The sequence below is a fragment of the Cohnella boryungensis genome (assembly GCF_042651945.1).
Lineage (GTDB): Bacteria > Bacillota > Bacilli > Paenibacillales > Paenibacillaceae > Cohnella > Cohnella boryungensis.
The window spans coordinates 1-21,536 of sequence record NZ_JBHSED010000071.1; the positions used below are offsets into that span (position 1 = coordinate 1).

Consider the following 21,536-nt stretch of genomic DNA (forward strand, 5'->3'; position numbering starts at 1 on the left):
GCTGGAACAACTGACTTCACGCCTTTCGCTGTAATACTTTAATTATACAGCAAAGAAGGTACTGCTCTCTCAATGTAATTGAGGAACGTTACCTTCTTTTGGTTGAAAGACTTTTTCAGTGGCCTCGGCGTGCTGCCGGGACTGGCGGCTCTTCTTCGCATCAATCGAACAAGTCTCCGAACATGTCCATGACGCTCTTCTTTTTCTTCTTGTACGGCGAGTAGGGAGAATGGCCGTGCGGGTGCTGCGGATATTGCTGGTGCTGGGGCGGATAAGGCTGCTGCGAAGGAGGGTAAGGCTGCTGTTGAGGCTGCGCCGTTCGGGCTCCCTCCTGTCTGCCCTGTGAGTCTCCGTAGTACCATTCGTTGTAGTCCTGGCGAACCTCCCGAACATCCTGCATCAGCTTGTCCAATTCTCCGCGATCCAGCCATACGCCTTTGCACGTCGGGCAGATATCGATGAGAATTCCGTTCTTCTCTACCTCTCGCATGCGCGTGTCTTCACAAACCGGACAATTCATCCCTATTCCTCCTTAGTTATCGTTTGCCTTCCCAGTAATACGAGGAAGCTCAGGCTTGGTTTCTGGAAAAAGTGGACGGTCCGACTTGCGCGGACTGCCTGGCTATGTGGACAAAAGGAGCGTTATCCGCCCCCTCTTCGCGCCTTGCGGCACCTCAAATCGTAGCATCTTCCGTACCCCCTCGCGTAACGCACGATTCTCCGCAGCATGGCCTTGTCGGACAGCTTCGTAAACGGACATGGATCGGGACGCGTATTCACTTCCAGCACCCAGCATTTTCCTGCCCTGTCTACGGCAATATCGAGCCCCAGCTCTCGCATTCGGGGATAGGCATGCGAGAATCGAGCGGCGGTCGCCCTCGCTAAAGCTTTGAACTGTCCGAGCGTCCGCGCCGCCCGTTTGGTCCCCGTAACCCGCCTCAGCAGCGTGCGCGCGCCGTAAATGGTTCCTCCCTGGCTCCCGTTCGTGACGGCCTTGCGGGGAGGAGCGACTCTCGCTGCCGTTCCGGTGACGGTCCATCGGGTCTTGCCGCCCTTCTGGATCATTACGCGAAAGTCGATCGGCCTTCCCCGCCAGCGAATCACGCGAACTCCCCGCTGCGCGAGATAGGGCCTGCCATTCGTTGACGAGCGAAGCCACTGGAACAGGGCGCGATAAGCAGGGAACGTTCTGCGCCGCGCTCCCGAGTGGACAATCCATCTCCGCCGGGTTTGCTCCAGCTTCATGACGCCTACTCCGCAGGAGCCCGTGTCCGGCTTGACATACACCATCCCGTACCGTCGCAGCATTCGCTTCAGGGACTCCCCCGACAAGCGCCGTGTTTGCGGAATATGCGCGTTCAACAACGCGGATCGGGTTAGCAGCTTTGTTTTCGTCCATTTGCTCGATACTGCCGTGCGATTGTCCATTCGTTGCCTCCAGTTCCTCGCTCTCGGATAGAGCAATGTTCGTCTAGGATAAGGTATGGCAATCCCGGCAAGAAGGCAGGGCGGCAGCCTAAGCGGACGGAAGAACGCCAGCCTACGGCGAACATATATATAATTATCACCGTCTTTCAGGCGGACGAGGGAGGAACAGGCCTTGCGCACATCGCCCTTGCACGACAAGATCGACCGAGCCGTCGCTTTCTTCCCTTGGTACGGACAGCTCCTGAAGGAGAGCGGAATTGACAGGAGCGCCATTCGATCGATCGAGCAATTGCCGCTTGTGACATCCGAATTGCTGGAGCGATTCTACTATGGCCGAGACCGGCCTTACTCCGAGCCTTCCGGGGAGCTGGAGAACACGGCCGGCCGAGTGTCCTGCTACCGTACTTCGGGAACCAGCGCCAACCGCCGCAAGACGATCTACTATTCCCCGGAGGATGAACGGAAATATATTCGGATAAAAGCCGATCTGTTCCGGCGCCTTCTCGCGGATTCGAATATCCGCACCGCGCTCTCGGATATGGGAACAGGGCATGCAGCCAGCACGGCTATGGAGGTTTTCTCCCGCCTCGGCGTGAAGGCCGACTCGATCCCGTTCGAGCTGCCCATCGCCCGCCATCTCGAACGGCTGAAGACGCTGCGTCCGCAGGCGCTCTATACGATGCCTTCCATTCTGGATCGTCTGTTGGCCTCGCCGGACGAGGATGCCGCTTCCTGCGGCATTCGCCGAGTCATCCTTGTCGGAGAGATCGCCGCTCCTTCCTGGCAACGAAGCGTCGCCGAACGGCTCGGGCTGACCGATCGCGACATCGTCGACACGTACGGCTCGATTGAAATCGGTACGATCGCTTATTATTCGCACGAGCACGGCCGTTACTTGTTCGTCGAAGGAATCAAGCCGGAAGGCATTCCCGCGCACGCGCTGGGGGGCGATCCCGAACCGCTGCAGGATGGGGAAGCCGTGCTCGTTCTTACCTCGTACGCTCGCGAGCTGTTTCCGGCGCTTCGTTACGTCACCTACGATATTGTGCGCGATCTGCGGCCGATTCGCGTCGATGGCGTATGGAGGCAAAGCTTCCAAGCCATCGTGCGGCGAATCGGTCCGGAATTGAAGCATGGCGAGAAGATTAGCGTCTACGATATCGAGGACGTCGTCTACCGGCACTTGCCCGAAGCCCATGCGAGCATTCGCGTGCGCGGGCGCAAGCTGGCCGTGCTTGTGGATGGCGGTCAAGGAAGCTCCGAGCTCTTCGAGCGTATCGAAAGCGAGCTGATGGACCGGATTCCGGAGATCGGAACGATGATCCGGGGAGGGCTTCTCGACGCCATTCAGGTGCTTCCGGCGGATATTCCCCTGGAGGACAAGTCGATGAAGCAGAAGAAGGTTTTTTACGACTGAGGGGGCGGTGCAGGTGGACGACGGCAACCGTTGTGACGGCTTGGGCGAGGACAATCCAAGGAGTGCGAACAGAAGAGGAGAACATTCGAAAACAGTAAGAACAAGCGCTGCCGACAACGGGTTGGAGCTATTGCTGGAAGATCTGGACGAAGACGAGAATCAGACCGAAGAGAGCCGCGACGGCTGGGCGGCGCTGGAGATCGTCAGCGGAATCGGCGGGACGATCGGCCGCACCCCTCTCGTGCCCTTGCTTCGGGCGTTCTCCGACGTCTCCTTTCGCGTCTTCGCCAAGCTGGAGATGTTTAATCCCGGCGGCAGCGCCAAAGACCGCCCGGCCTTGCGCATTCTGCGGGAGGGCATTCTGACGGGGGAAATCGGACGCCGAACGACCGTCATCGAATCGAGCTCGGGCAATATGGCCGTCAGCCTTGCTCACCTGTGCCGATATCTGGGGCTGCGTTTTATTTGCGTTGTCGATCCCCGCACGACGGAGCTTCATCTAAAGCTGATCCGAGCCTTATGCGGGGAGATCGAACTGGTGGAAAAGCCGGACCCCGACAGCGGAGATTACTTGCCCGCGCGAATCAAGCGCGTGAAGCAGCTCCGGGAGGAAATCGGGGATTGCTACTGGACCAACCAGTACGGCAACCCCAATAACTATCTCGCTCACTATGAAACGACCATGCCGGAGATTCTGCTGGCGCTGCCGCAAATCGATTATTTGTTCTGCGGGGTCAGCTCATGCGGAACGCTTCGGGGCTGCGCCGAGCGGCTCAAGGCCGACGGGCTGTCGACAAGGATCATCGCCGTGGATGCGGTCGGAAGCGTCATCTTCGGGGGCGCCAAAGGCCCGCGCCGATTCCCCGGCCTTGGCGCGGCGATGGTTCCCTCTCTTGCCCGCCGCTCGCTCGTCGATCGGATCGTCTATGTGTCGGAGCAGGACTGTGTCGCCGGCTGCCGCGAGCTGTTGCATGCCGAAGCGATTATGGCAGGCGCCTCCTCCGGCGGTGTAATCGCGGCAATTCATTCGATGCAGGATGAAATCCCGGCCGGCTCGGTGTGCGCGGCCATTCTGCCCGATCGCGGAGAGCGTTATCTGGACACCGTCTTTGACGACGAATGGTGCGAAAGCATGCAATAAGCCATCAATCGAACAGCCGAGCTTCATCATTGGAGAAGGGGAAAGGGAGCGCGGATAAGCGATGATTTATTTGAATGACCGGGATATCCGGCAGATCGGCATTTCCTGGCCTCTGCTGGCGGAACGCATTGAACGAGTTCTGGCTTTAAGCGGCTCGGACGAGGTCGTCCAGCCCTTGAAGCCTTATTTGCGCTTCGGGAAGCCGGGCAACCGGATTATCGCCATGCCCGCCTTCGTGGGCGGAGATGCGCCTATCTGCGGCATCAAATGGATTGCCAGCTTTCCGGGGAATCTGGCCGATGGCCTGCCGCGGGCGCACGGCACTATCGTTCTCAATCACCCCGCGAACGGAGTCCCGGCAGCGATCCTGAACGGAGGCTTGCTTAACGGCCTGCGCACGGCTGCCGTGAGCGCCGTCATGCTTCAGGCCTTTCTTCGTCTGCGACGGCGAGCAAGGTATCGGATCGGGCTGATCGGCTGGGGCCCGATCGGGCGCAGGCAGCTGGAAATGACAATGGCTCTGTTCGGAGACGCGGTGGAGGATATCCGGCTATTCGACATTCGGGGGATCGAGGAAGACAGCTTGGACGAGAAGATCCGTTCCTCCGCGACCCTGTGCGCTTCCTGGCAAGAGGTTTTTCGCAACAGCGACATTCTGTTCACCTGTACAGCGGCGACCGAAAGCTATATCGACGAGCCTGCCCTGACCGGTTCGCTTCTGATGAACGTCTCTCTCCGCGACTATAAGCCGGGAAGCGTTCGGGACGTTCAGCCCGTCGTCGACAACTGGCAGGAGGTGTGCCGGGAAAATACCGATATCGAGCGGCTGCATCTGGAAGCCGGACTCGCGGAGAACGATGCGCTTACGCTAAGGAGCGTTGTTCATGAAGACGCCCTACACACGCTGGACCCCGAGCGGCCGATCTTCTTCAATCCTATGGGCATGGCGGCCTTCGACATGGCGATCGCCGCTTATTACTGGAGGGAAGCCTTGCGGCTGGGCATCGGGACTCGGCTTGAGTAAGCAGGCGCGTTCCCCTTCCTTTGGGTTTCGACCGAAAATTTGCTACACTACTCTTTGTGTTGCAGCACAATCGAAGGGGGATTACCGTTATGATCGTTGCCATCAATACGATTAAGATCAAATCCGGACACGTGGCCGAGATTGCCGAGCGCTTCAAGAATCCGAAGGGCGTTCAGCATGCGCCGGGCTTCGTTCGCATGGAGCTGCTGACCGAATCGCTGGAAGAGCACGACGAGCTCAAAGTATGCACGACCTGGGAAAGCCGGGAAGCGTTCGACGGCTGGGTGAACAGCGATGCGTTCAAGCAAGCGCATGCGCACTCCCGTCCCAAGCCGGAGAGCGGCGCTTCGGAACAGCCGCCGAGCCATGACGGACAACCTAAGCCGGGCGCAGGAATCATGCTGGGCGCCAAGCTGAGCGTTCATGACGTCGTTTTCGCCTATCCGCAGCAATAAAGCATACGGCCATTCCTCCGAAATCGGCCCTTAAGACCGACAAAACCGGCCCGCTATGCGGGCCGGTCGGTTTATCCTCTTCCATTCTTGTTCTCCGCAATCTGCTCCGCGAGCTCGTTCAGCTCCGTCCAGCGCTCCAATAAGCGATCCAGCTCGGCCTCCAGCGCATGCTGATCTCCCAGCAGCTGCTGCAAGCGAGACGAATCGCTCGACGCGGCATCCATCTGGGCCGCGATTGCGCTTAGCGCCTCTTCCTTCTCGGCGATCCAGCCGTCAATCTGCTCGAAGTCCTTCTGGTCCTTGTAAGACATCTTCAGCAACGGACGTTCCTTGCGCTCCGGCGCTTTCGCCTCCGTCGTCTTGGCCGGCTGCTGCGAAGCCTGCCGTTCCGCTCCTTGCCGCTGCACATAAGCTTGATAATCGGAGTAATTACCCGTGTGCTGCGTGACAACGCCGTCTCCCTCGAACGCCAGAATCCGCTCGACAGTCCGATCCAGAAAATATCGGTCATGCGACACGACGATGACGACGCCCGGAAAATCGTCCAGGTAGTCCTCCAGCACCGTGAGCGTAGCAATATCGAGATCGTTGGTCGGCTCGTCCAGCAGAAGCACGTTGGGCGCCTCCATCAGCACGCGAAGGAGCTGCAGCCGCCGCTTCTCTCCGCCGGACAGCTTGGAAATGGCCGACCACTGCGCCGCCGGAGCAAACAAAAACCGCTCCAGCATCTGCCCGGCGGAGATGGTCGTGCCGTCCGCCGTCTTGACCTGCTCGGCCCCCTCGCGAATGTATTCCATTACCCTCAGCGACTCGTCCATCTCTTCATGCTCCTGGCTGAACCAGCCGAGCTTCACTGTCGCGCCCAGCTCCACGCTGCCTCCGTCCGGCGCAAGCTTGCCGGCGATCAGCTTCAGCAGCGTCGACTTCCCGCTCCCGTTGCGACCCACGATGCCGACCCGATCCTCCGGCACGGCAATATAGCTCAGGTCTCGAATCAACGCGCGACCCCCGAGCTTCTTCGACAGATGCTCGATCTCGATAATCTTCCTGCCCAGCCTCGTCGAAGCAACCGCCATGTCCAGCTTGCCTGACGACGCTTTCGGTCCCTGCTCCTTCAGCGCTTCGAATCGGTCGATCCGCGCCTTCTGCTTCGTGGAACGCGCCTGAGCGCCCCGACGAATCCAGGCCAGCTCGTTGCGCAGCAGATTTTGGCGCTTCGCCTCGGAGGCCGCCTCGCGTTCCTCTCTCTCCAGCTTCAGCTCCAGAAACCGGCTGTAATTCGCTTCATAGAAAAATGCCGTCCCCCGATCCAGCTCGATCACCCGATTGCTGACCCGATCCAGGAAATAACGGTCATGCGTAATCATGATCAACGCGCCTTTGCGCTTTTGCAGCATGCCCTCAAGCCATGCCACGGAGTCGTTGTCGATGTGGTTGGTCGGCTCGTCCAGAATGAGCACATCGGACGGTTGAAGCAGCGCCGCCGCCATCGCCACCCGCTTGCGCTGACCGCCTGAGAAGGTTGCCACCTTGTCCATCACGTTCGGGATGCCCAGCCTCGTCAGGGCCGTCTTGGCTTCGCTTTCCAGCTGCCATGCATCCAGCTCGTCCATACGCGCGTTTGCGGCGATCAGCCGCTCCTGCAGCCCCGCATTCTCGGGATTCAAGGCAAGCGCCTCAAGCACCTCGGCATGCTCCCGCACCGCCTGCAGCCGGGGGGTATTTCCCCCCAGCACATGCCCGAGCGCTGTCTCCTCCGGCTCGAATACCGGATCCTGGGCCAGCATGCGCATCACGACTGAACGGCCGACAGAGATTTTGCCCGAATCGGCAGGCTCCAGTCCGGCGATCACCTTGAGCAGCGTCGACTTCCCTGTACCGTTGACGCCGATGATGCCGATCTTGTCTCCGGCCTGCACGCCGAACGTCACGTTGTCGAACAATACTTTTTCGCTATAGCTTTTCGATATATTTTCAACAGATAACAAATGCACTTGTATCTACCCACTTTATCGCCAGAATACGGACCCGCTCTCCGTATCATACCATATTGCGCGAAGCCTTTACTTCAGCTTGGAAGCCCGGACCAGATAGATGCCCATTATTCCAAAGATGACCGCCATAAGAAAAAGTACAAACGCCCAGCCCAAAGAGGCGCTTCCCCCATTAGCGGAATCTACGGTTTGCCATTCTATCCAGACGAACGTCACTGCAAGCGCCAGATTCACCCAGGCCAGCATTTTGCGCGAAAGCAAATACTGTCTTGCCGCATTCTCCATAGTAATCCGCACCGGATAATTATAGTGATGGGGATATCGGCTGAGCAGCGCCATACCTGCGCACAGAACGACGCCGATCAGCGGAAGAGCGGTCAACGTCCATTTGCTCCCCCACCCGTCAGCCTCGCCCTTGCCGTTGAAATGAATCGGAATCCGATCCGGCAAGCTCGACCACTGCATCAGCAGATAGACAATCCCGCACGCAATCGTCAGGAAGGTCAGCGTATTCAGCAACCGTTCATGAACGGTAACGGGAAGGTTAAGCTTTGGTTTGTCGGCGTTTGTCGGCAATGCTTCCGCTCCCTTCTGTTACTGGCTTATTTTGATTAACTATACCAAAATCTCCGATGAAGGGCATGTCAACGAATGGAAAAACCGTCTTGGATGCACAATATTCTGCAGATGCGGCAAGAGGGCTGTCTCGCGGTGCCAAACGGAGCCGCTTCCGGTTTAGCAGACGCCCGGATCGGGTTATTGATCATTACGACAACCGACAAGGAGGGGTTTCATGCTTTTTAATCATATTCTCGTGGCATACGACGGATCTGAACCATCCGCCAAGGCGCTGGACAAGGCGAAGCAAATCGCAGCGCGCGAGCCCGATACGAAGCTCACCGTAGCCCACGTCATTAATCTGCAGCCGGTCACCATTGCGGATGTGACCTTCGTTCAGCCCGACTTTTATCAGGAGCAGATCAAGCATCAAGGGGACGCGCTAATCGAGAAGGTCAAATCCCTGACCGGGGATACGCCCCGCGCGATTATCGTTGTGCTGACTGGCTCGCCTGCGGAAGCGATTCTGGACTATGCCGACAACAGCGATTGCGATCTCATCGTGATGGGCAGCCGCGGCTTAAGCTCCTTCAAGGAATTCATGGTCGGCAGCGTGAGTCATAACGTCATCCTGCATTCGCGCATTCCCGTAATGGTTATGAGGTAGCCGCTCCATAGGCTCCATCCCATACAGCTCCCGAAGTCCCTCTGACGATCAAGGTCAGGGGGACTTTTTTCGAAGCAAAGAGGCAGACTCCGGCTGCAGGTTCAATATCCAATCCATCCAATAAAACGCATTGAAGGAAAATAGCGGAGTTCGTCGAATGGTAGTATGAAGAAATTATTCCGAGGATTGGATTGGATACTATTGATCGCATCTACAGCCAGACGAAGGATTCGTCCCGATCTGCTCATTGCCGCGCTGCTCCTGCTTATCCCTGCAGGCGTCGCAACCTTCTGCTTTCTCCCCCGTTATTACTCCTTCTATGCTCCCGGAGAGATCGTCTCGGTGCAGGAACTGGGCGTGAACGGCTCCGTTCGGTTCTGTTATGTCAGGGAAGGAGTGACCCGGAACCTGTACGAACGCTGGAGCGTTCAGCGGGCTTATCCCGGTACGCAGTTCACCGCTATCGACCGCTCTTCGCTGGATGAGCTTGAAGACACCAAGGAACTTGGCGCCCTGCTGAGAGACGAGACCATTCGCAACGCGCTCGTCAACGCCGATGAGCTTGCGGCTGAGCCGCACGAAGAAACGCAGACGGATATGCGTCTCGCCGAGCTGATTGCCGAAGCTGAGGATTACTACGGGGATTCGTTGGGGCTTATGCTGGCCATCGGCCTGGTCGAAGAAGCCCGGCAAGAGGATTTATCCGGTGGAGGACGGTATGTCATCTCGGGAACCGGAACGATGGAAGCTGACCATACGGTCGGCTCGGTAGGCGCCATCCGAGAAAAGCTTCAGACCGCCGAGCAATACGGCGCCGATTATTTTTTGATTCCCGGAGATCGGGACCGATTCTACTATGAAGGCATAAGCAATGAGGAGGAAGCTCAACTTGCGGTTAAGGAGTTAGGCTTGAGCCTCAAGCTCATACCTGTGGATTCGTTGGAAGAGGCCCTGGATTTTCTAAGAAATTTAAATTAACGCTGGAAAGGAAAAAGCGACAATGCCGAAGCTGTACTCCGAGGTTCTATCGGGCGTGCTCAAAATTTTGCTCATCTCGCTGGTGACTCTGGCTTCATTAAGCTGGCTGGGAACGCTGGCCTACAGCTTAAACGAAGCTTTCTATGTGAACTACGTTTACTCTGTGGACAATTTCATCCAAATTTTCGCGAACGTTCTGTACTATATCGTACTCGTCCTCTACCTGATCTGGATTTATCGCGTACATATGGATTTGAACCGGCTGTTCCCCCTCTACCTGCGCTCTCCCGGCATGGCGCTCGCCTGCAACCTGATCCCTTTCTTCAGTTTTTACGGCATCCCTTCGGTATACAGCCGAATCGGCCATGCCTTTCAGGGTCAGCCCTCCACCTCGCGGGCGGGAAGCCAAATCCGGGGCCTGGCCGGTCCCTTGATCATTCTGCTGATCGCCTCGAACCTGACGAATCGCTTGGCAGGGAACCAGAACGATCCTACCGTCGCCGGGCTGCTCGTGGCCGGGGGGCTGAGCATCCTTCTGTATGTCGTATTCCTGACTCTCTGCCTGCTCGTGTCGAGGAGCGTGAAGACCGCATCTCTGAGAAGCGCCTATTCCCCGGTCCCCGATCCGGAAGCCGAGGAATGGGCCGACGACAGGCTTGGGAGCAACACCGGCTCTCCTCTACAAGGATAGCCGCACGCGCACGGCCCCTGGCTATGGCTTCTCTTGCGCATAGGGAACGGCCGACGCTATTTGCGGCTGTTCCTCATTCCCGCCAGCACCTTCAACCGGGCATCCTCTCCGCCGGCAAAGCGGTCATACGCCTCCGACTCCCGCGCAACCAGCGCAACCTTGCCTTCCTCGTTGAAGTGCAGCCCCCACCCGTATTTCTTGGGCAGCATGGACGCGCGCATACACGCCATCGGCTTGGAGAAGAACGCGCTGCGAATCTCTGTCCCGCGAAGCGCCAGCTCCTCCTCGGAGATCCCCTTATGCAGCACGTGAGTCTGGAACATCAATTCCTTCTGCGTGAACGTGTAGGGCTGGTTATGCACCATCTCATATTCGATTCTCGGCTTCGACTTCCCGTTCTTCTTCTCCGGCGGGATCAATCCTCTCTCGGTCGGACAGTCTCCCGATACGGTAATGAACGTATTGTAATAATTCCATTCCACGGTTTACGCCCCCTCTCGCATTAAAGAATCGCTACATCCGCTCGTCTTCGTCCACCAACTGGAGCAGTTCGTTCCAGTCTACGATCCGAGGCATATTCAGCTCCCGGTTATAAGAGTTGTCCTTCACGTACACCGCCAGTTCAAGCTCTCCAAGCGTATCCAGAACCTTCGGCTTATCGTCGAAGTAATAATCCAGGCCGAGCTTTTTGATAATGTGCACTTTCTCCAAATCTCCCATGCCGCAGAAGAAGCGTCCTTCCCTAACGGGAAATCCGATCTCGGCGATCGACCGCCTCGTCCGCTCGCAATATTGAGCGGTTCTGGCCGTAATGTAGTACACCTCGTGACCGCGGCGGTCCAGCTCCCGCAGAACCTCGACCGCATTCGCGAAGGGGGCCGCCGTATCGTAGATCTCGTCCCGGTGGCGGTCCCACATCGCCCGGCCCTCTTCGCTCGTCAGGCCGAAGGGCTCGTGAACCGAAATGCAGGTCAACGCATGAAAAGCTTCTATATCCACCTGCCGGTTCAGCTTGGCATTATAAATTCGGAAAGCCTGCTCCCTTAAATTCAGCAAAGTATCGTCGATGTCGAACCCCAGTTTCATCTGCGCATCGGCTCCCTCTGTCTTTTTGCGCCGTAAAGCGCTTCCTATCCTGAATTATAACATTTCAACCGGGAAAACCAATGATGCAAGCGAATCCAGCCCCGCGCGACCGCCAGCCGCTCCGTTCCAACTCCGCATCCGAAATCCCTTCCATGAGCCCTGAAGGGCCATGCAAGCGTTGCGGCCTGATTTTTGATAAAATGGAGATTACGTGCGAAAGAGCGGAGGTAAAAAGTTGGACTATATTATTCTGGATATTGAGTTTAACGGAAGAAAGTTCGCCAGCGAGCTTCCTATGGAGGTCATCGAGATCGGGGCCGTCAGGCTCGATTCCTCGCTCCGACTTAAGGACGAATTCTCGTCCCTGATCAAACCGGTCTATTTCTCCAAGCTGAACAGCTTCATCAAAAAAAAGACGGGCATTCCGCAAGAAGAAATCGACATCGCTCCGGGCTTTCCGAGGGTGATTGCCGAATTCGAGGAGTGGCTTGGGCGCAGCGAGAACTGCCTCCTGGTGACCTGGGGAGGGGAGGACATGAAACGAATCGTGTTCGACACGCGGATGCACAAGCTGAACGACGCTTTCTGGATGGGGATTCATTATTTCGACCTCTTGAAGGGCTACCTGCGCTACAAGAAAGTCACCAACGATGTGAGTGTGGAGGCGGCTCTGCTCGATCTGAACCTTGCGGCTGAAGGCTCTGCTCATCGGGCGCTCGACGATGCGAGAATGACCTCCGAGGTGTTCCGGGCGGTCTTCGCCGAGTTGGATTTTGATTACAAGCAGCAATACAAAGACCAATACTCCAATTCGAAGGAACGCAGAATGATCAAAAACGCGGTTCGTTCGATGATGGCTCAGAAGAAGCTGCAAACCTGGGAGTCGTTCGTCGAAAGCTATCTGGCGGAGAAAATCCCCTTGACCGACCCGCGCAAAGCCAAAGAACTGCAGGAGTACTTTCATTCGGAGATCGAAAAGGCCGCCCAGGCCAAGTCAAATGCATGAAGGAAGTCCGCCGAAGAGCGGACTTCCTTCATCAGATACGGACAATTGGTGGACACATTCGCAAAACGATTTATTCGTCCTCTCGGCTCGAAAGGACGCCCGGAGAGCTCTCTCCAAGCCCCAGCTCCTGTACGAAAGCCTCGGGCTCATCCAACAGAAGATAGATCGTGTCTACCTGGGTCGATTGAAACAGAAGACCCTCTACCTTCATGCGCTCCTTCAGCTCGATCTTTACGTTCGGAGCGCCGAAGATCGGCCCCGCCGCATGTTTCATCTCCTTCGGGTCAAGCTGGAATTCGCGAGAGCTTGAGACGGCGGCTATCGATGCCAACGGAATATCGCCTTGAATTCTCAAGCCGTAGCGTAATCTCAAGCTATCCTCCTTCAGCTTGACCGGCTGCAGCGCGGAGGCGCGGCAATCGGACCAGATCAGGGCCAATAGCCATACATCCGCTATCGTAAGAAGCCATGCCGCCCAATGGGACCATTGCGATACCAGCAGATGAACACAAACGCCTTCAATCAGAATGATTTTGGTCAGAATGGCCGAGTACAGCGTCTGATTCGTCTTCTTATGATAGGTAAACGTCCGTTCCGCCTCACTGCGGGCTGCGGGCTTTTTTTGTCTCCAGGACAGCAGCAAATAATAGATCATGCTGCTTTCATGCAGCAGAAGAGGAGCCAGCTTGGACCCCGCAAATCTGCTGTGGATCGCCGAGCGCCACGCTTCCATCGTATCCGCCTCTGTTCTCGCGGCAGTACGATAATCCTTAGCCAGCCCGTAAATCCGTCTCGCCCCATAAGCAATATAAGCGATTTCCGCAGCCAACACCGCCAGCTTGACCGGCCACGACGCTCCCCATACCAGCTCCCGCTGAGACATCGGCGTCAGCAGCCATGCCGCAGCCGCTCCCAGCAGGGGGAACGCCATAATCCCTCCAATGGACTTGCCTCTGGGACGCAGCACCATAAACCAGTACAGAACCGGAAGAACCAGCATGAGATCCAGCATAACGGCATAAACAAGCGCAGGCTCCTCCAGACTCAGCGACAACAAGCGCAAAGCCGTTACGTCCGCAAGCGCGATCAGCGTCGCTGCCGCTATGAATCCGTAGGTGATCCGTTGAAGCCTTGTCGCGGTCATAGATTCTCCTCCTAAAGTCAAACCTCTATTAAATGCCAGAAGGGTTGAACAGTCCCATCTGTTCAACCCTTCTAAGCAATAAGCCCCTCTTCAGGGAAGCTTGTTTCATCGATTGTCCGCATTCGCGGAAAGCCCCTTCCATCGGGACTTACGAGACTAGAATGTACTGTAGTCCATGTTCATAAAAGCAAAGAACGCGAGCAGGGCAATCAGAATGATAACAGCATAGATAGCCGTAGCGACAATTCCGCACACAAGTCCCGCAACCGCGAGTCCTCTCCCTTGCTCCTGATTCCTTTTAATTTCCTTAAAGGAGATCGACGCAAATACGATGGCGATAATCCCAATCAAAAAACCTACGTAAGGAATGATGAGAGCCAAGATCCCTAACACCAAGGAAGCGATGGACTTGCCGTTCGTCTTAGGCGTTATTGGGGGAGAAGGCGGGGGCGGTACCGAAGGGTAACCTCCGTATTGCTGGGAATTATGTTGTTGATAATCCAAGGAAGAGCCTCCCTATTCATATGAATATATCCATTATACTCGATATTGACTAGGAAGATCACCCATTTTTAACGAAGAACGGCTCGTGTAAGGGACAAAATTTAAGGCACGGAAGGTCTCCACCCCCGTTGAAGCTCGCCGATGGAGTAGCCGAAGTCCATCTGCAGGTGAGGGTAATCGGGGAACCCCTCCCAATCTCCGCCCCACGTAAATCCGAGCTTCTTCGCCAAAGAGACCACCTCCATCCAGTCGGCTTTCCCGTTGCCGTTCCCATCATACTCGATATCCCAAAGCACGTCGCCGTCCGAGGTTCTCAATGCGAAGTCAATCGCCAGCCCATAGTTGTGATAGGAGCCCCCGCCCTTTACCTGCGTGACAATGGGACCTTCCTTGCTTCGACCTTGGCGGTACAAGGCATCCTGCTCCTCCGAGCTGCGGAAATCATCGGTTATAAGCACATCAATGCCGAGCTTTCGACTCTGGGCGATCAACTGGTCTCTCTTCTCGGCAACCGTCGGGTGAAGACCGGTCACGGGCGCTGCCTCGCGAAACCACTCTATCGGCAGCAGCCGCTCCAGCGCCTCCCTGTTCGCAAGCAGGTAAACGACGGCAATCGCTAAGAGGGCCAACAAGAACCGCCTGCCGCGTTTGCCGCCTCGGGAATCGCGCCTTGCCCGCAGTGCGGCTGCCTCCTGATTCGCTGTATTCGTATTTACATTCGTATACATAGTCTGATTAACCTCTGCCTTCCTCTACATTTCTCAAAACTACTATTCTCTTCTACTAGAGTAACCAATCCGCCGCAGCGTTATCCTTAATTTTCTCTTAAGCTTTGGCCCCTGGGCGAAATTATCGGGAAATGCGCCCAGCTTTCACCGGTGTCACGGTTGCATGCGCGCTTTCGCGAGAAGCGAAGGACCGCGCTGTTTCCGTTTCTGCGAAAAATCGGTAAAATAGAGGGCAGGCCTGTTTGGCAAGTGCTGAGGAAATCGGCAATTGAGTTTAGAGAGGATTCGACGAATCATGATTATCAAACCAAGAACGCGCGGCTTCATCTGTACGACCGCGCATCCGCAAGGCTGCGCCGCCCAGGTTCGGCGGCAAATCGATTACGTTCAAGCCTTGCCGGCCATTCGCGGCCCGCGCAACGCGCTGGTCATCGGAGCATCGGCCGGATACGGGCTCTCCGCCCGCATCGTGGCGGCCTTCGGCGCGGGAGCGAACACGGTCGGCATCTATCGGCAAGGTGAACGTTCCGGCGGACGAACCGCTTCCGCAGGCTGGTACAATTCTGCCGCCTTCGAGGAAGCCGCGCAGCAGGCGGGACTGAAATCGTTCAGCGTTACCGGAGACGCCTTCACGGACGAGACGAAGGCCAAAGCCGTGGAGGTTATTCGCCGGGAGCTGGGACAAGTCGATCTGGTCGTTTACAGCGTAGCTACCGCCCGCCGTACGAATCCGCGCACAGGAGAAATCTCGACGTCGGTGCTCAAGCCGATCGGTCAGCCGTATACGAACAAAACCGTTAACTTCCACGACGGGGAAGTAAGCCTGGTCACGCTGGAGCCGGCGACAGAGGAAGAAATCGAGGGTACCGTCGATGTCATGGGCGGCGAGGATTGGCAGCTCTGGATCGATGCGCTGAGAGAAGGCGGCGTGCTGGCGCCGGACGCCACGACAATCGCTTATTCCTATATCGGACCGGAGCTCACGCAAGCCATCTATCGCCAAGGCTCGATCGGTCGGGCCAAGGATCACCTGGAGGCGACCGCCAAGCGTCTGCACGAGCAGCTCGGCAGCGGCGGAGGACGTGCTTACGTCACTGTCGGCAAGGCGCTCGTGACGCAATCCAGCTCGGCTATACCGGTTGTGCCGCTGTATATTTCCGCGCTGTACAAGGTAATGAAAGAGAAAAGCCTGCATGAGGGCTGCATCGAGCAAATGTATCGGCTGTTGGCCGACCGCCTCTATTCTCCAAATAGAGACGGCGTCCCGGTAGACGAGCAAGGCCGCATTCGTATCGATGATTGGGAGATGCGCGACGATGTCCAACGGGAGGTTGCGGAGATCTGGAACGCCCTGACCACGGACAACATCTACGAGCTGACCGACCTGATCGGGTATCGCCGCGAATTTTTCCAGCTCTTCGGCTTCGAGACCGACGGCATTGATTATGAAGCCGAAGTCGAACCGAATGTCAGCATCCCTAATCTAAGCTAATCAAGCGCAAGACGCGACAAAGTCCCGGTGTTCCGCATGTTTTCGTGCGGCTGCCGGGACTATGTCCGTTCAAAGCTTAATAACCGAGCGTGCCCTTCGTTTTGTTAAAGACGTCATTCGCCATATCCGCGTAGCGGTCGCTTCCGCAGGCGGAATGGACGGTTTATCGGATAAAGCCGATGATCCACCTCTTTCCCTACTGGGATTTCTCGGGCAATCAGCTCATTGACGTGCGGGTCTGCTCCAATGCGCCCAATCATCCTCTGCGGGCATTCCCCACTGGACCGGAATACGATTCACCTGTTGTTCAGCGGGCCGGAGGGAGAGTCGAGACAGCTGGTGGAGTTCACCCGTTCCGAGGGGTACTGCGAACGGGAATTCGCGTTGGAGCGTATCTCCGGTCCTCAGACCGTTACCTTCGTATTCCTGCCGGGCAGCGAATTCGATTTGAAATGGTTCCGCTTCCTGCCCGCAAGCGCAAGCGAATGTCCCTAAGCTTGGGAAGCGACTTATCGACAGACAAGAGGCAGCGCCGTCCTCGACGGCGCTGCCTCTTCGCGTACAGGTTTATAGAAAGGAATGAATCCCCCGAAGCCGAAACAATCCGAGCACCTGCCCGACCGTCAGCTTCGCCTCGGGCCGGAAGTCTTCGCCCGTTACGTAGTTCAGCAATTCGCCGAACAAATAAGCGCTCTCGGGCCGCTTCCAATCTGCGGGCGCACGGAAGGCCAGGCTCGATACGAACAGCCTGCCTTGGCCGACTTGCGCCTCGAAGACGCTGGCCAGCCGCTTGGCCCGATTGAAATTGTCCACGATCTCGACAATCGGCTTGACGTGCGGAACGGTATCCAGACAGATCGCAGGAGTTCCATTGAACAGGTGGTACCATTGCCAATCGGAACAGCCGTCGTGCGGAAAGCCTCCCAGAGCGGGATGCGCATGCATCATCGCGCCCATCGTTCCCCCCGCTTGCTCGGAGAACATCAGATAGTTCCAGAATACCGGCAAGTATTTCGTCATCGGAGCGTCGTACAGCTCGCTCTCGCCCGCCAGCAGCCACACGCTTCCGCCCCCGACAAGATACTGCAGCACATTCGTCGTCAGACGCTCGACGATGGCCAGACGGACTCCGCGATGAGACGGATACGTGAACGGATCGAACTTGTGATTCGGCTCGTGGATTGCTCCGTACAATGCCGTCTTCATCGACGGCACGCTGCTCCAGACAGCCGCAGCTTGCTCGTGCCGGACGCGGGGGAACGACCAGAACGACCATTCATTGCGAATGGAGCGCGAATCGCTTAATCCCCCGACGTCGATCCACCAAACCTCCAGCGCCATCTGCACCGCGCTTTCGAACGATTCCGTCCCTACGGCGACTGTGCCGACCTCCGTCACGCTGCCCCGAGCTATACCGTCCGCCGTAAGCTCCCCTTCAACCAGCGTCCGCGTGCCGCTGCTTAACCTCCAGCCGACGCGGCCCGTCAAGCTTGGCTCCTCTCCGTAATGCGAGATCATCAGACGGACCTTCATCGTCTCCCCTGCGAACAGCGTACGTCCCTCGCAGGCCATCAACAGCACGGTGGGTCCGTTGAAATCCAGCACTCTCGCGGGCTCTATCGTCCCCTTGCTGTCCCAGAATACGTCGAGCAGTCCCGTCGTCGCATGGCCCTGCCCGGGAAAATCCCGAATGTCGAGCAACTGCACGCCCGCAGCTCCCGGCGTACGGCGCGTCCGCTCCATCGACTCTTTCAGCGCGCGCGCCTGATGAACGCCGGTCGCCTCGATCCACTCCTCGACCCTGCCATCCAGACCTTTGTCCCGCAGCGTTTCCTCAATCGTGTCCAGCCAGGTCGGCTGAAGCACTCCCGTATACTTCTCCTTCTCCTTCGGCCGGGCATACATCGTGAATTGCGCATGCTCGTGGCCGATAACCGGCTTGGCCGTCAGCCCCGCGACAGCGGAGAAATCCCGATTAGTCGCAGGCATCGCGATCTCTTCCGTCTTTAACGGCGTGTGCCAATTAAAGGAGGGGATGAAGAAATCCCCTTCGCGGTCCTGCTCCGGCAGCTGTCCGAAGCCGGTATTGTCCGTAACCAGGCGCGTCGGGTCGATACGCTTGGCCAGCCGGACAAGCTCGTTCAGCCGCACGCTGCCGTTGTCTTCGACCAGCTCGTTGCCGAGGGCGAATAACACGAAGGAAGGATGCGCGTTCAAGCGCTCATAGATTCGCTCCAGCTCCGCTTGAAGATAAGCGTCCGCCGCCTGCGGCGGCTGCGCGTCCCGCGGCTGATACAAAGCCGACCAGTGAGGCAACTCCGTCTGCACGAGCATGCCCGCTTCATCCGCCGCCTCCCAGAAGGGCTCTGGCGCGCTCCAGGAATGAAGCCGTACGTGATTAAACCCGTAGGACTTCGCAACGCGGAATTGTCGTTCATAGTGCGCCTTGTCCCACACCGGGTAAGCGGTCAAGGGGAATATGCAGCAATCGACATAGCCGCGCAGCCATACCGGTTGCCCGTTCAGCTCCAGCTGCTTGCCCGAGGCGGCAAGTAGGCGCAGGCCGGTCCGGCGCGTCATCCGGTCCAGCTCGACTCCTTCCCGCTTCAGGACGAACTCCGCTTCGTAGAGCTGCGGAGCGCTGTCGGACCAGAGCGCGGGAGCGCTTCCGACCGAGCAGACCAACTCAACGGCTTCCGCGTCGCAGGATACGGACGCCTCGAACACCTCTCCGGCGGGCGACCGAAAGCACGCTTCGATCGCCATTCCCTCGGATTCGCCACCGTCAAGCTTCGTTTCGATCCGGCACCGGAAAGCCCCGTTCGAAGGGTCCGGTATCACCGTCACCCGGCGAAGGCCGACGCGAGGTCGGGCTTCGAGCCTTGCTCCTCCGGTAATCCCCCCCCAGGTCGTGGCGGTATGTCGGGTATGAATGTGACTGTCCTCCAGCGGCAGCCGCATCGAATTATCTACGCGGATGACGAGCTCGTTGTCCCCCGCCTTCAACGCCCCTTCCAGCTCATGCACATGCGCGACCGACAAGCTGTCCTGAATGCCGATGAATGCGCCGTTCACCCATACTTCCGTCGTCCAGCGAACGCCTGCCAGCGTCAGGCTCCAGTCCGTACCTTCCGCAGCCCGGTCGATATGGATGAGCTTTCTATACCAGGCCGCGCCGTGATATTCCCGCTTCTTGGTCCACGTATCGATCTGCCGCAGCCGCGGCTCCTCTCCGTAGCCCTGCTCTTCCCAGGAGCCGGGCACGCGGATCGTCCCGTCGCCGAAGCGCTCGGCGGCCGGAGGCCCGGCTATATAGTCGTTGTCGGGATCAAGCAGAAATTGCCACTGTCCATCCAATACGATATTCCGTCTTGCCATTCCCAGCACCCCATTTTCCGGGACGGCCGCCTTAGGCGCTTGCGCCGGGCTTGTCCCTTCTCCTGCCTTGCGAATCTTACGAACGAAGGCCTTAACCTTTCACCGCGCCCGCAGTCAAGCCTTTCATGAACGTTTTCGAACCGAGGATAAACAAAATCAGCACCGGAATCGTGGTCATCGTCAATGCGGCCATCCGAGCCGCGTAATCGGTGCGATGCACGATACCCAGATTGGAAATGAAGATAGGCAGCGTGTACCACTCGGATTTATTAATGGTGACCAGTGGGAGCAAATAGTTGTTCCACGACCACAGGAAGACAAGCGTCGCGAGCGTAGCCAGACCCGGCTTCATGATCGGAAGCACGACCCGCAGGAAAATGCCGGGCTCGGAGCAGCCGTCGATCCGCGCGCATTCCAGCAGGTCGTTCGGAATCGAATCTCTCATGAATTGGATCATGAAGAATGCCCCGAACGGGAACGCGGCCCAGATCAGAATGACCGGCCACAGCGTATTGCCGACGCCGAGATGCCTCATTTCGATAATGTAGCCGATCAGACCGACCTGAGTGGGCACCATCATCGTAAGGATGACGAACATCTGCAGCCCTTTGCGAGCGCGGAACTCGAACTTCGCCACCGCATATCCGATCAGCGTACTCGTCAGGGTCGCCAGGACGACGGAGGCGACGGATACGATCAGGCTGTTGCCGTAGACGTGCAGGAAATCGGCCTGCATGACGGTCTTCAGATTCTCTCCCCAGTAATTTCCGGGGAGCAGAGGAATTCCTTTGAACAAATCCTCGCTGTAATGCGTTCCCATGACAATCATGATATAGAACGGAAAGAGCGAGAGCAGCGAGATGATAAGAAGACAAATCCACATGACCGCTTTCATCGTTTGTCCTCCTTCGGTGCCGTCAGACGATAGCTGAGAATCGAGAAGATGACGATCAGTAAGAACAGAGAATAGGCGATCGCCGAAGCATAGCCAAAACGCGTATTGGAAATGAACGATTCGTCCACAAATTTCCAGATCATAGTAAGCGCCGTATTATCCGGACCGCCGACTTGCGCGGAACCCGACCAGCCGCCGTACAGCAGCTTCGGCTCATCGAACAACTGCAGCCCGCCGATGACGGACGTTACGATGAGAAAGACTGTGATATTGCGAAGCAGAGGCATCGTAATTTTACGGAACGTATGGAAACCGGTCGAACCGTCGACCTTGGCGGCTTCGTATACGTCCTGGGGAATGACGGTCATGCCCGCCATGAAAATAATCATGAAGTAGCCGAGATTGCGCCATACGACCATCAAAGCGATAATCGCTCTGGACCCCCACTCGTCCTGGAGCCAGTAAAAGCCTTCTTCGAGCAAACCGATCTTGGTCAGCAGCAGGTTCACAAGCCCCGTCTGCCAGTCGAACATATATGAGAAAATAAAACCGATCGCCACCGGAGTCGTAATATACGGCAGCACGTTAATCGTCTGGAACAGCCGCTTGCCGCGAACGAGATGGAACGTCCAGTAGGCCAGCGTCAGACCCAGGATGAGCGTCAGGGGAATAAACATCAGCATCATAATCAGCGTGTTCCAGATAGACTTGATGAACAGCGGATCGTTCGTCCACAGCTGAATATAGTTCTTGAAGCCGATATATGTCTTGGCGCCGATGCCGTTCCAGTCATGCAAGCTGAGTACGAATGAATATAGGACTGGATACAATTGAAACGCCGCATAGGTCAGCACAAACGGCAGTGCGAAAAGATAGGGCCACATGCGTGGCCCCCATCTGCGTTTGCGGGATACGGCGGGAGCAGTGTTCATGCGTTCCGCGTTCACGGT

The 21,536-nt window shown here is 57.2% G+C and carries 23 protein-coding genes; 11 read left to right on the forward strand and 12 right to left on the reverse strand.

Annotation, left to right across the window (positions count from 1 at the left end):
• Nucleotides 1-160: 160 nt before the first annotated feature.
• A complete protein-coding gene (locus ACFO1S_RS26745; RefSeq protein ID WP_204604491.1) occupies nucleotides 161-520 on the reverse strand; it encodes a TFIIB-type zinc ribbon-containing protein in 360 nt (119 codons plus the stop codon).
• Between the two features lie 122 nt (nucleotides 521-642).
• Nucleotides 643-1,428 carry a YheC/YheD family protein gene (locus tag ACFO1S_RS26750; protein ID WP_204604492.1) on the reverse strand — a complete coding sequence of 262 codons (786 nt, stop codon included), beginning with the start codon at nucleotides 1,426-1,428 and terminating at the stop codon, nucleotides 643-645.
• 172 nt (nucleotides 1,429-1,600) lie between these two features.
• On the opposite strand from ACFO1S_RS26750, the gene ACFO1S_RS26755 reads away from it, so the two are divergent.
• From ACFO1S_RS26755 to ACFO1S_RS26770, 4 genes are all read left to right on the forward strand, one after another.
• Nucleotides 1,601-2,845, forward strand: coding sequence for a phenylacetate--CoA ligase family protein (locus ACFO1S_RS26755; protein ID WP_204604493.1), 1,245 nt, complete (start codon nucleotides 1,601-1,603; stop codon nucleotides 2,843-2,845).
• A gap of 13 nt (nucleotides 2,846-2,858) precedes the next feature.
• A complete protein-coding gene (gene sbnA / locus ACFO1S_RS26760) occupies nucleotides 2,859-3,986 on the forward strand; it encodes a 2,3-diaminopropionate biosynthesis protein SbnA (RefSeq protein ID WP_378127899.1) in 1,128 nt (375 codons plus the stop codon).
• Between the two features lie 61 nt (nucleotides 3,987-4,047).
• Nucleotides 4,048-5,010 carry a 2,3-diaminopropionate biosynthesis protein SbnB gene (locus ACFO1S_RS26765; RefSeq protein WP_204604494.1) on the forward strand — a complete coding sequence of 321 codons (963 nt, stop codon included), beginning with the start codon at nucleotides 4,048-4,050 and terminating at the stop codon, nucleotides 5,008-5,010.
• Between the two features lie 89 nt (nucleotides 5,011-5,099).
• On the forward strand, nucleotides 5,100-5,465 hold the full coding sequence (locus ACFO1S_RS26770) for an antibiotic biosynthesis monooxygenase (RefSeq protein WP_204604495.1): 366 nt from the start codon (nucleotides 5,100-5,102) through the stop codon (nucleotides 5,463-5,465).
• Between the two features lie 71 nt (nucleotides 5,466-5,536).
• Here the strand turns inward: ACFO1S_RS26770 and ACFO1S_RS26775 are convergent, their stop codons facing one another.
• On the reverse strand, nucleotides 5,537-7,459 hold the full coding sequence (locus ACFO1S_RS26775; RefSeq protein WP_204604496.1) for an ABC-F family ATP-binding cassette domain-containing protein: 1,923 nt from the start codon (nucleotides 7,457-7,459) through the stop codon (nucleotides 5,537-5,539).
• A 69-nt stretch (nucleotides 7,460-7,528) separates the two neighbouring features.
• Nucleotides 7,529-8,035 carry a DUF1648 domain-containing protein gene (locus tag ACFO1S_RS26780; protein ID WP_204604497.1) on the reverse strand — a complete coding sequence of 169 codons (507 nt, stop codon included), beginning with the start codon at nucleotides 8,033-8,035 and terminating at the stop codon, nucleotides 7,529-7,531.
• Between the two features lie 75 nt (nucleotides 8,036-8,110).
• Here ACFO1S_RS26780 and ACFO1S_RS26785 point away from each other — a divergent pair, with 75 nt between their 5' ends.
• From ACFO1S_RS26785 to ACFO1S_RS26800, 4 genes are all read left to right on the forward strand, one after another.
• Nucleotides 8,111-8,263 carry a hypothetical protein gene (locus ACFO1S_RS26785; RefSeq protein WP_204604498.1) on the forward strand — a complete coding sequence of 51 codons (153 nt, stop codon included), beginning with the start codon at nucleotides 8,111-8,113 and terminating at the stop codon, nucleotides 8,261-8,263.
• Nucleotides 8,253-8,684 (forward strand): universal stress protein, encoded by a 432-nt coding sequence (locus tag ACFO1S_RS26790; RefSeq protein ID WP_204604499.1) that lies wholly within the window; start codon nucleotides 8,253-8,255, stop codon nucleotides 8,682-8,684. The genes ACFO1S_RS26785 and ACFO1S_RS26790 overlap by 11 nt, the downstream gene beginning before the upstream one ends.
• 201 nt (nucleotides 8,685-8,885) lie before the next feature.
• Nucleotides 8,886-9,662, forward strand: a complete 777-nt coding sequence (locus ACFO1S_RS26795) for a hypothetical protein (protein ID WP_378127902.1) — start codon at nucleotides 8,886-8,888, stop codon at nucleotides 9,660-9,662.
• A gap of 22 nt (nucleotides 9,663-9,684) precedes the next feature.
• Nucleotides 9,685-10,353 (forward strand): hypothetical protein, encoded by a 669-nt coding sequence (locus ACFO1S_RS26800; protein ID WP_204604501.1) that lies wholly within the window; start codon nucleotides 9,685-9,687, stop codon nucleotides 10,351-10,353.
• A gap of 56 nt (nucleotides 10,354-10,409) precedes the next feature.
• Here the strand turns inward: ACFO1S_RS26800 and ACFO1S_RS26805 are convergent, their stop codons facing one another.
• Nucleotides 10,410-10,835, reverse strand: a complete 426-nt coding sequence (locus ACFO1S_RS26805; RefSeq protein WP_204604502.1) for a DUF6157 family protein — start codon at nucleotides 10,833-10,835, stop codon at nucleotides 10,410-10,412.
• A gap of 31 nt (nucleotides 10,836-10,866) precedes the next feature.
• A complete protein-coding gene (locus ACFO1S_RS26810; protein ID WP_204604503.1) occupies nucleotides 10,867-11,439 on the reverse strand; it encodes a 5' nucleotidase, NT5C type in 573 nt (190 codons plus the stop codon).
• Nucleotides 11,440-11,674: 235 nt separating this feature from the next.
• On the opposite strand from ACFO1S_RS26810, the gene ACFO1S_RS26815 reads away from it, so the two are divergent.
• Complete coding sequence (locus ACFO1S_RS26815) at nucleotides 11,675-12,445, forward strand: 3'-5' exonuclease (RefSeq protein WP_204604504.1); 771 nt, start codon at nucleotides 11,675-11,677, stop codon at nucleotides 12,443-12,445.
• A 70-nt stretch (nucleotides 12,446-12,515) separates the two neighbouring features.
• On the opposite strand, the gene ACFO1S_RS26820 is transcribed toward ACFO1S_RS26815, so the two are convergent.
• The 3 genes from ACFO1S_RS26820 to ACFO1S_RS26830 form a co-directional block, all read right to left on the reverse strand.
• Nucleotides 12,516-13,589: a hypothetical protein gene (locus ACFO1S_RS26820; RefSeq protein WP_204604505.1), complete on the reverse strand. Its 1,074-nt coding sequence runs from the start codon at nucleotides 13,587-13,589 to the stop codon at nucleotides 12,516-12,518.
• A 156-nt stretch (nucleotides 13,590-13,745) separates the two neighbouring features.
• Nucleotides 13,746-14,093, reverse strand: coding sequence for a DUF4190 domain-containing protein (locus ACFO1S_RS26825; protein ID WP_204604506.1), 348 nt, complete (start codon nucleotides 14,091-14,093; stop codon nucleotides 13,746-13,748).
• A 101-nt stretch (nucleotides 14,094-14,194) separates the two neighbouring features.
• A complete protein-coding gene (locus ACFO1S_RS26830; RefSeq protein ID WP_204604507.1) occupies nucleotides 14,195-14,821 on the reverse strand; it encodes a M15 family metallopeptidase in 627 nt (208 codons plus the stop codon).
• A 295-nt stretch (nucleotides 14,822-15,116) separates the two neighbouring features.
• Between ACFO1S_RS26830 and fabV the strand changes: the two genes are divergently transcribed.
• Complete coding sequence (gene fabV / locus ACFO1S_RS26835; protein ID WP_204604508.1) at nucleotides 15,117-16,313, forward strand: enoyl-ACP reductase FabV; 1,197 nt, start codon at nucleotides 15,117-15,119, stop codon at nucleotides 16,311-16,313.
• 246 nt (nucleotides 16,314-16,559) lie between these two features.
• Nucleotides 16,560-16,808: a hypothetical protein gene (locus ACFO1S_RS26840; RefSeq protein WP_204604509.1), complete on the forward strand. Its 249-nt coding sequence runs from the start codon at nucleotides 16,560-16,562 to the stop codon at nucleotides 16,806-16,808.
• A gap of 72 nt (nucleotides 16,809-16,880) precedes the next feature.
• Here ACFO1S_RS26840 and ACFO1S_RS26845 read toward each other — a convergent pair whose 3' ends face one another.
• The 3 genes from ACFO1S_RS26845 to ACFO1S_RS26855 all read right to left on the reverse strand — a co-directional run bounded on the left by ACFO1S_RS26845 (nucleotide 16,881) and on the right by ACFO1S_RS26855 (nucleotide 21,533).
• Nucleotides 16,881-19,691 carry a glycoside hydrolase family 2 protein gene (locus ACFO1S_RS26845; RefSeq protein WP_204604510.1) on the reverse strand — a complete coding sequence of 937 codons (2,811 nt, stop codon included), beginning with the start codon at nucleotides 19,689-19,691 and terminating at the stop codon, nucleotides 16,881-16,883.
• Between the two features lie 91 nt (nucleotides 19,692-19,782).
• Nucleotides 19,783-20,586: a carbohydrate ABC transporter permease gene (locus ACFO1S_RS26850; protein WP_204604511.1), complete on the reverse strand. Its 804-nt coding sequence runs from the start codon at nucleotides 20,584-20,586 to the stop codon at nucleotides 19,783-19,785.
• Nucleotides 20,583-21,533 carry a carbohydrate ABC transporter permease gene (locus tag ACFO1S_RS26855; RefSeq protein ID WP_378127906.1) on the reverse strand — a complete coding sequence of 317 codons (951 nt, stop codon included), beginning with the start codon at nucleotides 21,531-21,533 and terminating at the stop codon, nucleotides 20,583-20,585. Before ACFO1S_RS26855 ends, ACFO1S_RS26850 begins: the two co-directional genes overlap by 4 nt.
• Between the last annotated feature and the right edge of the window lie 3 nt (nucleotides 21,534-21,536).

Excerpts from the sequence above, each read along its gene's own strand:
- ACFO1S_RS26745 (WP_204604491.1), bottom strand. The coding sequence starts at position 520 with ATGAATTGTCCGGTTTGTGAAGACACGCGCATGCGAGAGGTAGAGAAG.
- ACFO1S_RS26750 (WP_204604492.1), bottom strand. The coding sequence starts at position 1,428 with ATGGACAATCGCACGGCAGTATCGAGCAAATGGACGAAAACAAAGCTG.
- ACFO1S_RS26765 (WP_204604494.1), top strand. The coding sequence starts at position 4,048 with ATGATTTATTTGAATGACCGGGATATCCGGCAGATCGGCATTTCCTGG.
- ACFO1S_RS26770 (WP_204604495.1), top strand. The coding sequence starts at position 5,100 with ATGATCGTTGCCATCAATACGATTAAGATCAAATCCGGACACGTGGCC.
- ACFO1S_RS26785 (WP_204604498.1), top strand. The coding sequence starts at position 8,111 with ATGGAAAAACCGTCTTGGATGCACAATATTCTGCAGATGCGGCAAGAG.
- ACFO1S_RS26790 (WP_204604499.1), top strand. The coding sequence starts at position 8,253 with ATGCTTTTTAATCATATTCTCGTGGCATACGACGGATCTGAACCATCC.
- ACFO1S_RS26800 (WP_204604501.1), top strand. The coding sequence starts at position 9,685 with ATGCCGAAGCTGTACTCCGAGGTTCTATCGGGCGTGCTCAAAATTTTG.
- ACFO1S_RS26810 (WP_204604503.1), bottom strand. The coding sequence starts at position 11,439 with ATGAAACTGGGGTTCGACATCGACGATACTTTGCTGAATTTAAGGGAG.
- ACFO1S_RS26820 (WP_204604505.1), bottom strand. The coding sequence starts at position 13,589 with ATGACCGCGACAAGGCTTCAACGGATCACCTACGGATTCATAGCGGCA.
- ACFO1S_RS26830 (WP_204604507.1), bottom strand. The coding sequence starts at position 14,821 with ATGTATACGAATGTAAATACGAATACAGCGAATCAGGAGGCAGCCGCA.
- fabV (WP_204604508.1), top strand. The coding sequence starts at position 15,117 with ATGATTATCAAACCAAGAACGCGCGGCTTCATCTGTACGACCGCGCAT.
- ACFO1S_RS26840 (WP_204604509.1), top strand. The coding sequence starts at position 16,560 with ATGCGCCCAATCATCCTCTGCGGGCATTCCCCACTGGACCGGAATACG.
- ACFO1S_RS26845 (WP_204604510.1), bottom strand. The coding sequence starts at position 19,691 with ATGGCAAGACGGAATATCGTATTGGATGGACAGTGGCAATTTCTGCTT.
- ACFO1S_RS26850 (WP_204604511.1), bottom strand. The coding sequence starts at position 20,586 with ATGAAAGCGGTCATGTGGATTTGTCTTCTTATCATCTCGCTGCTCTCG.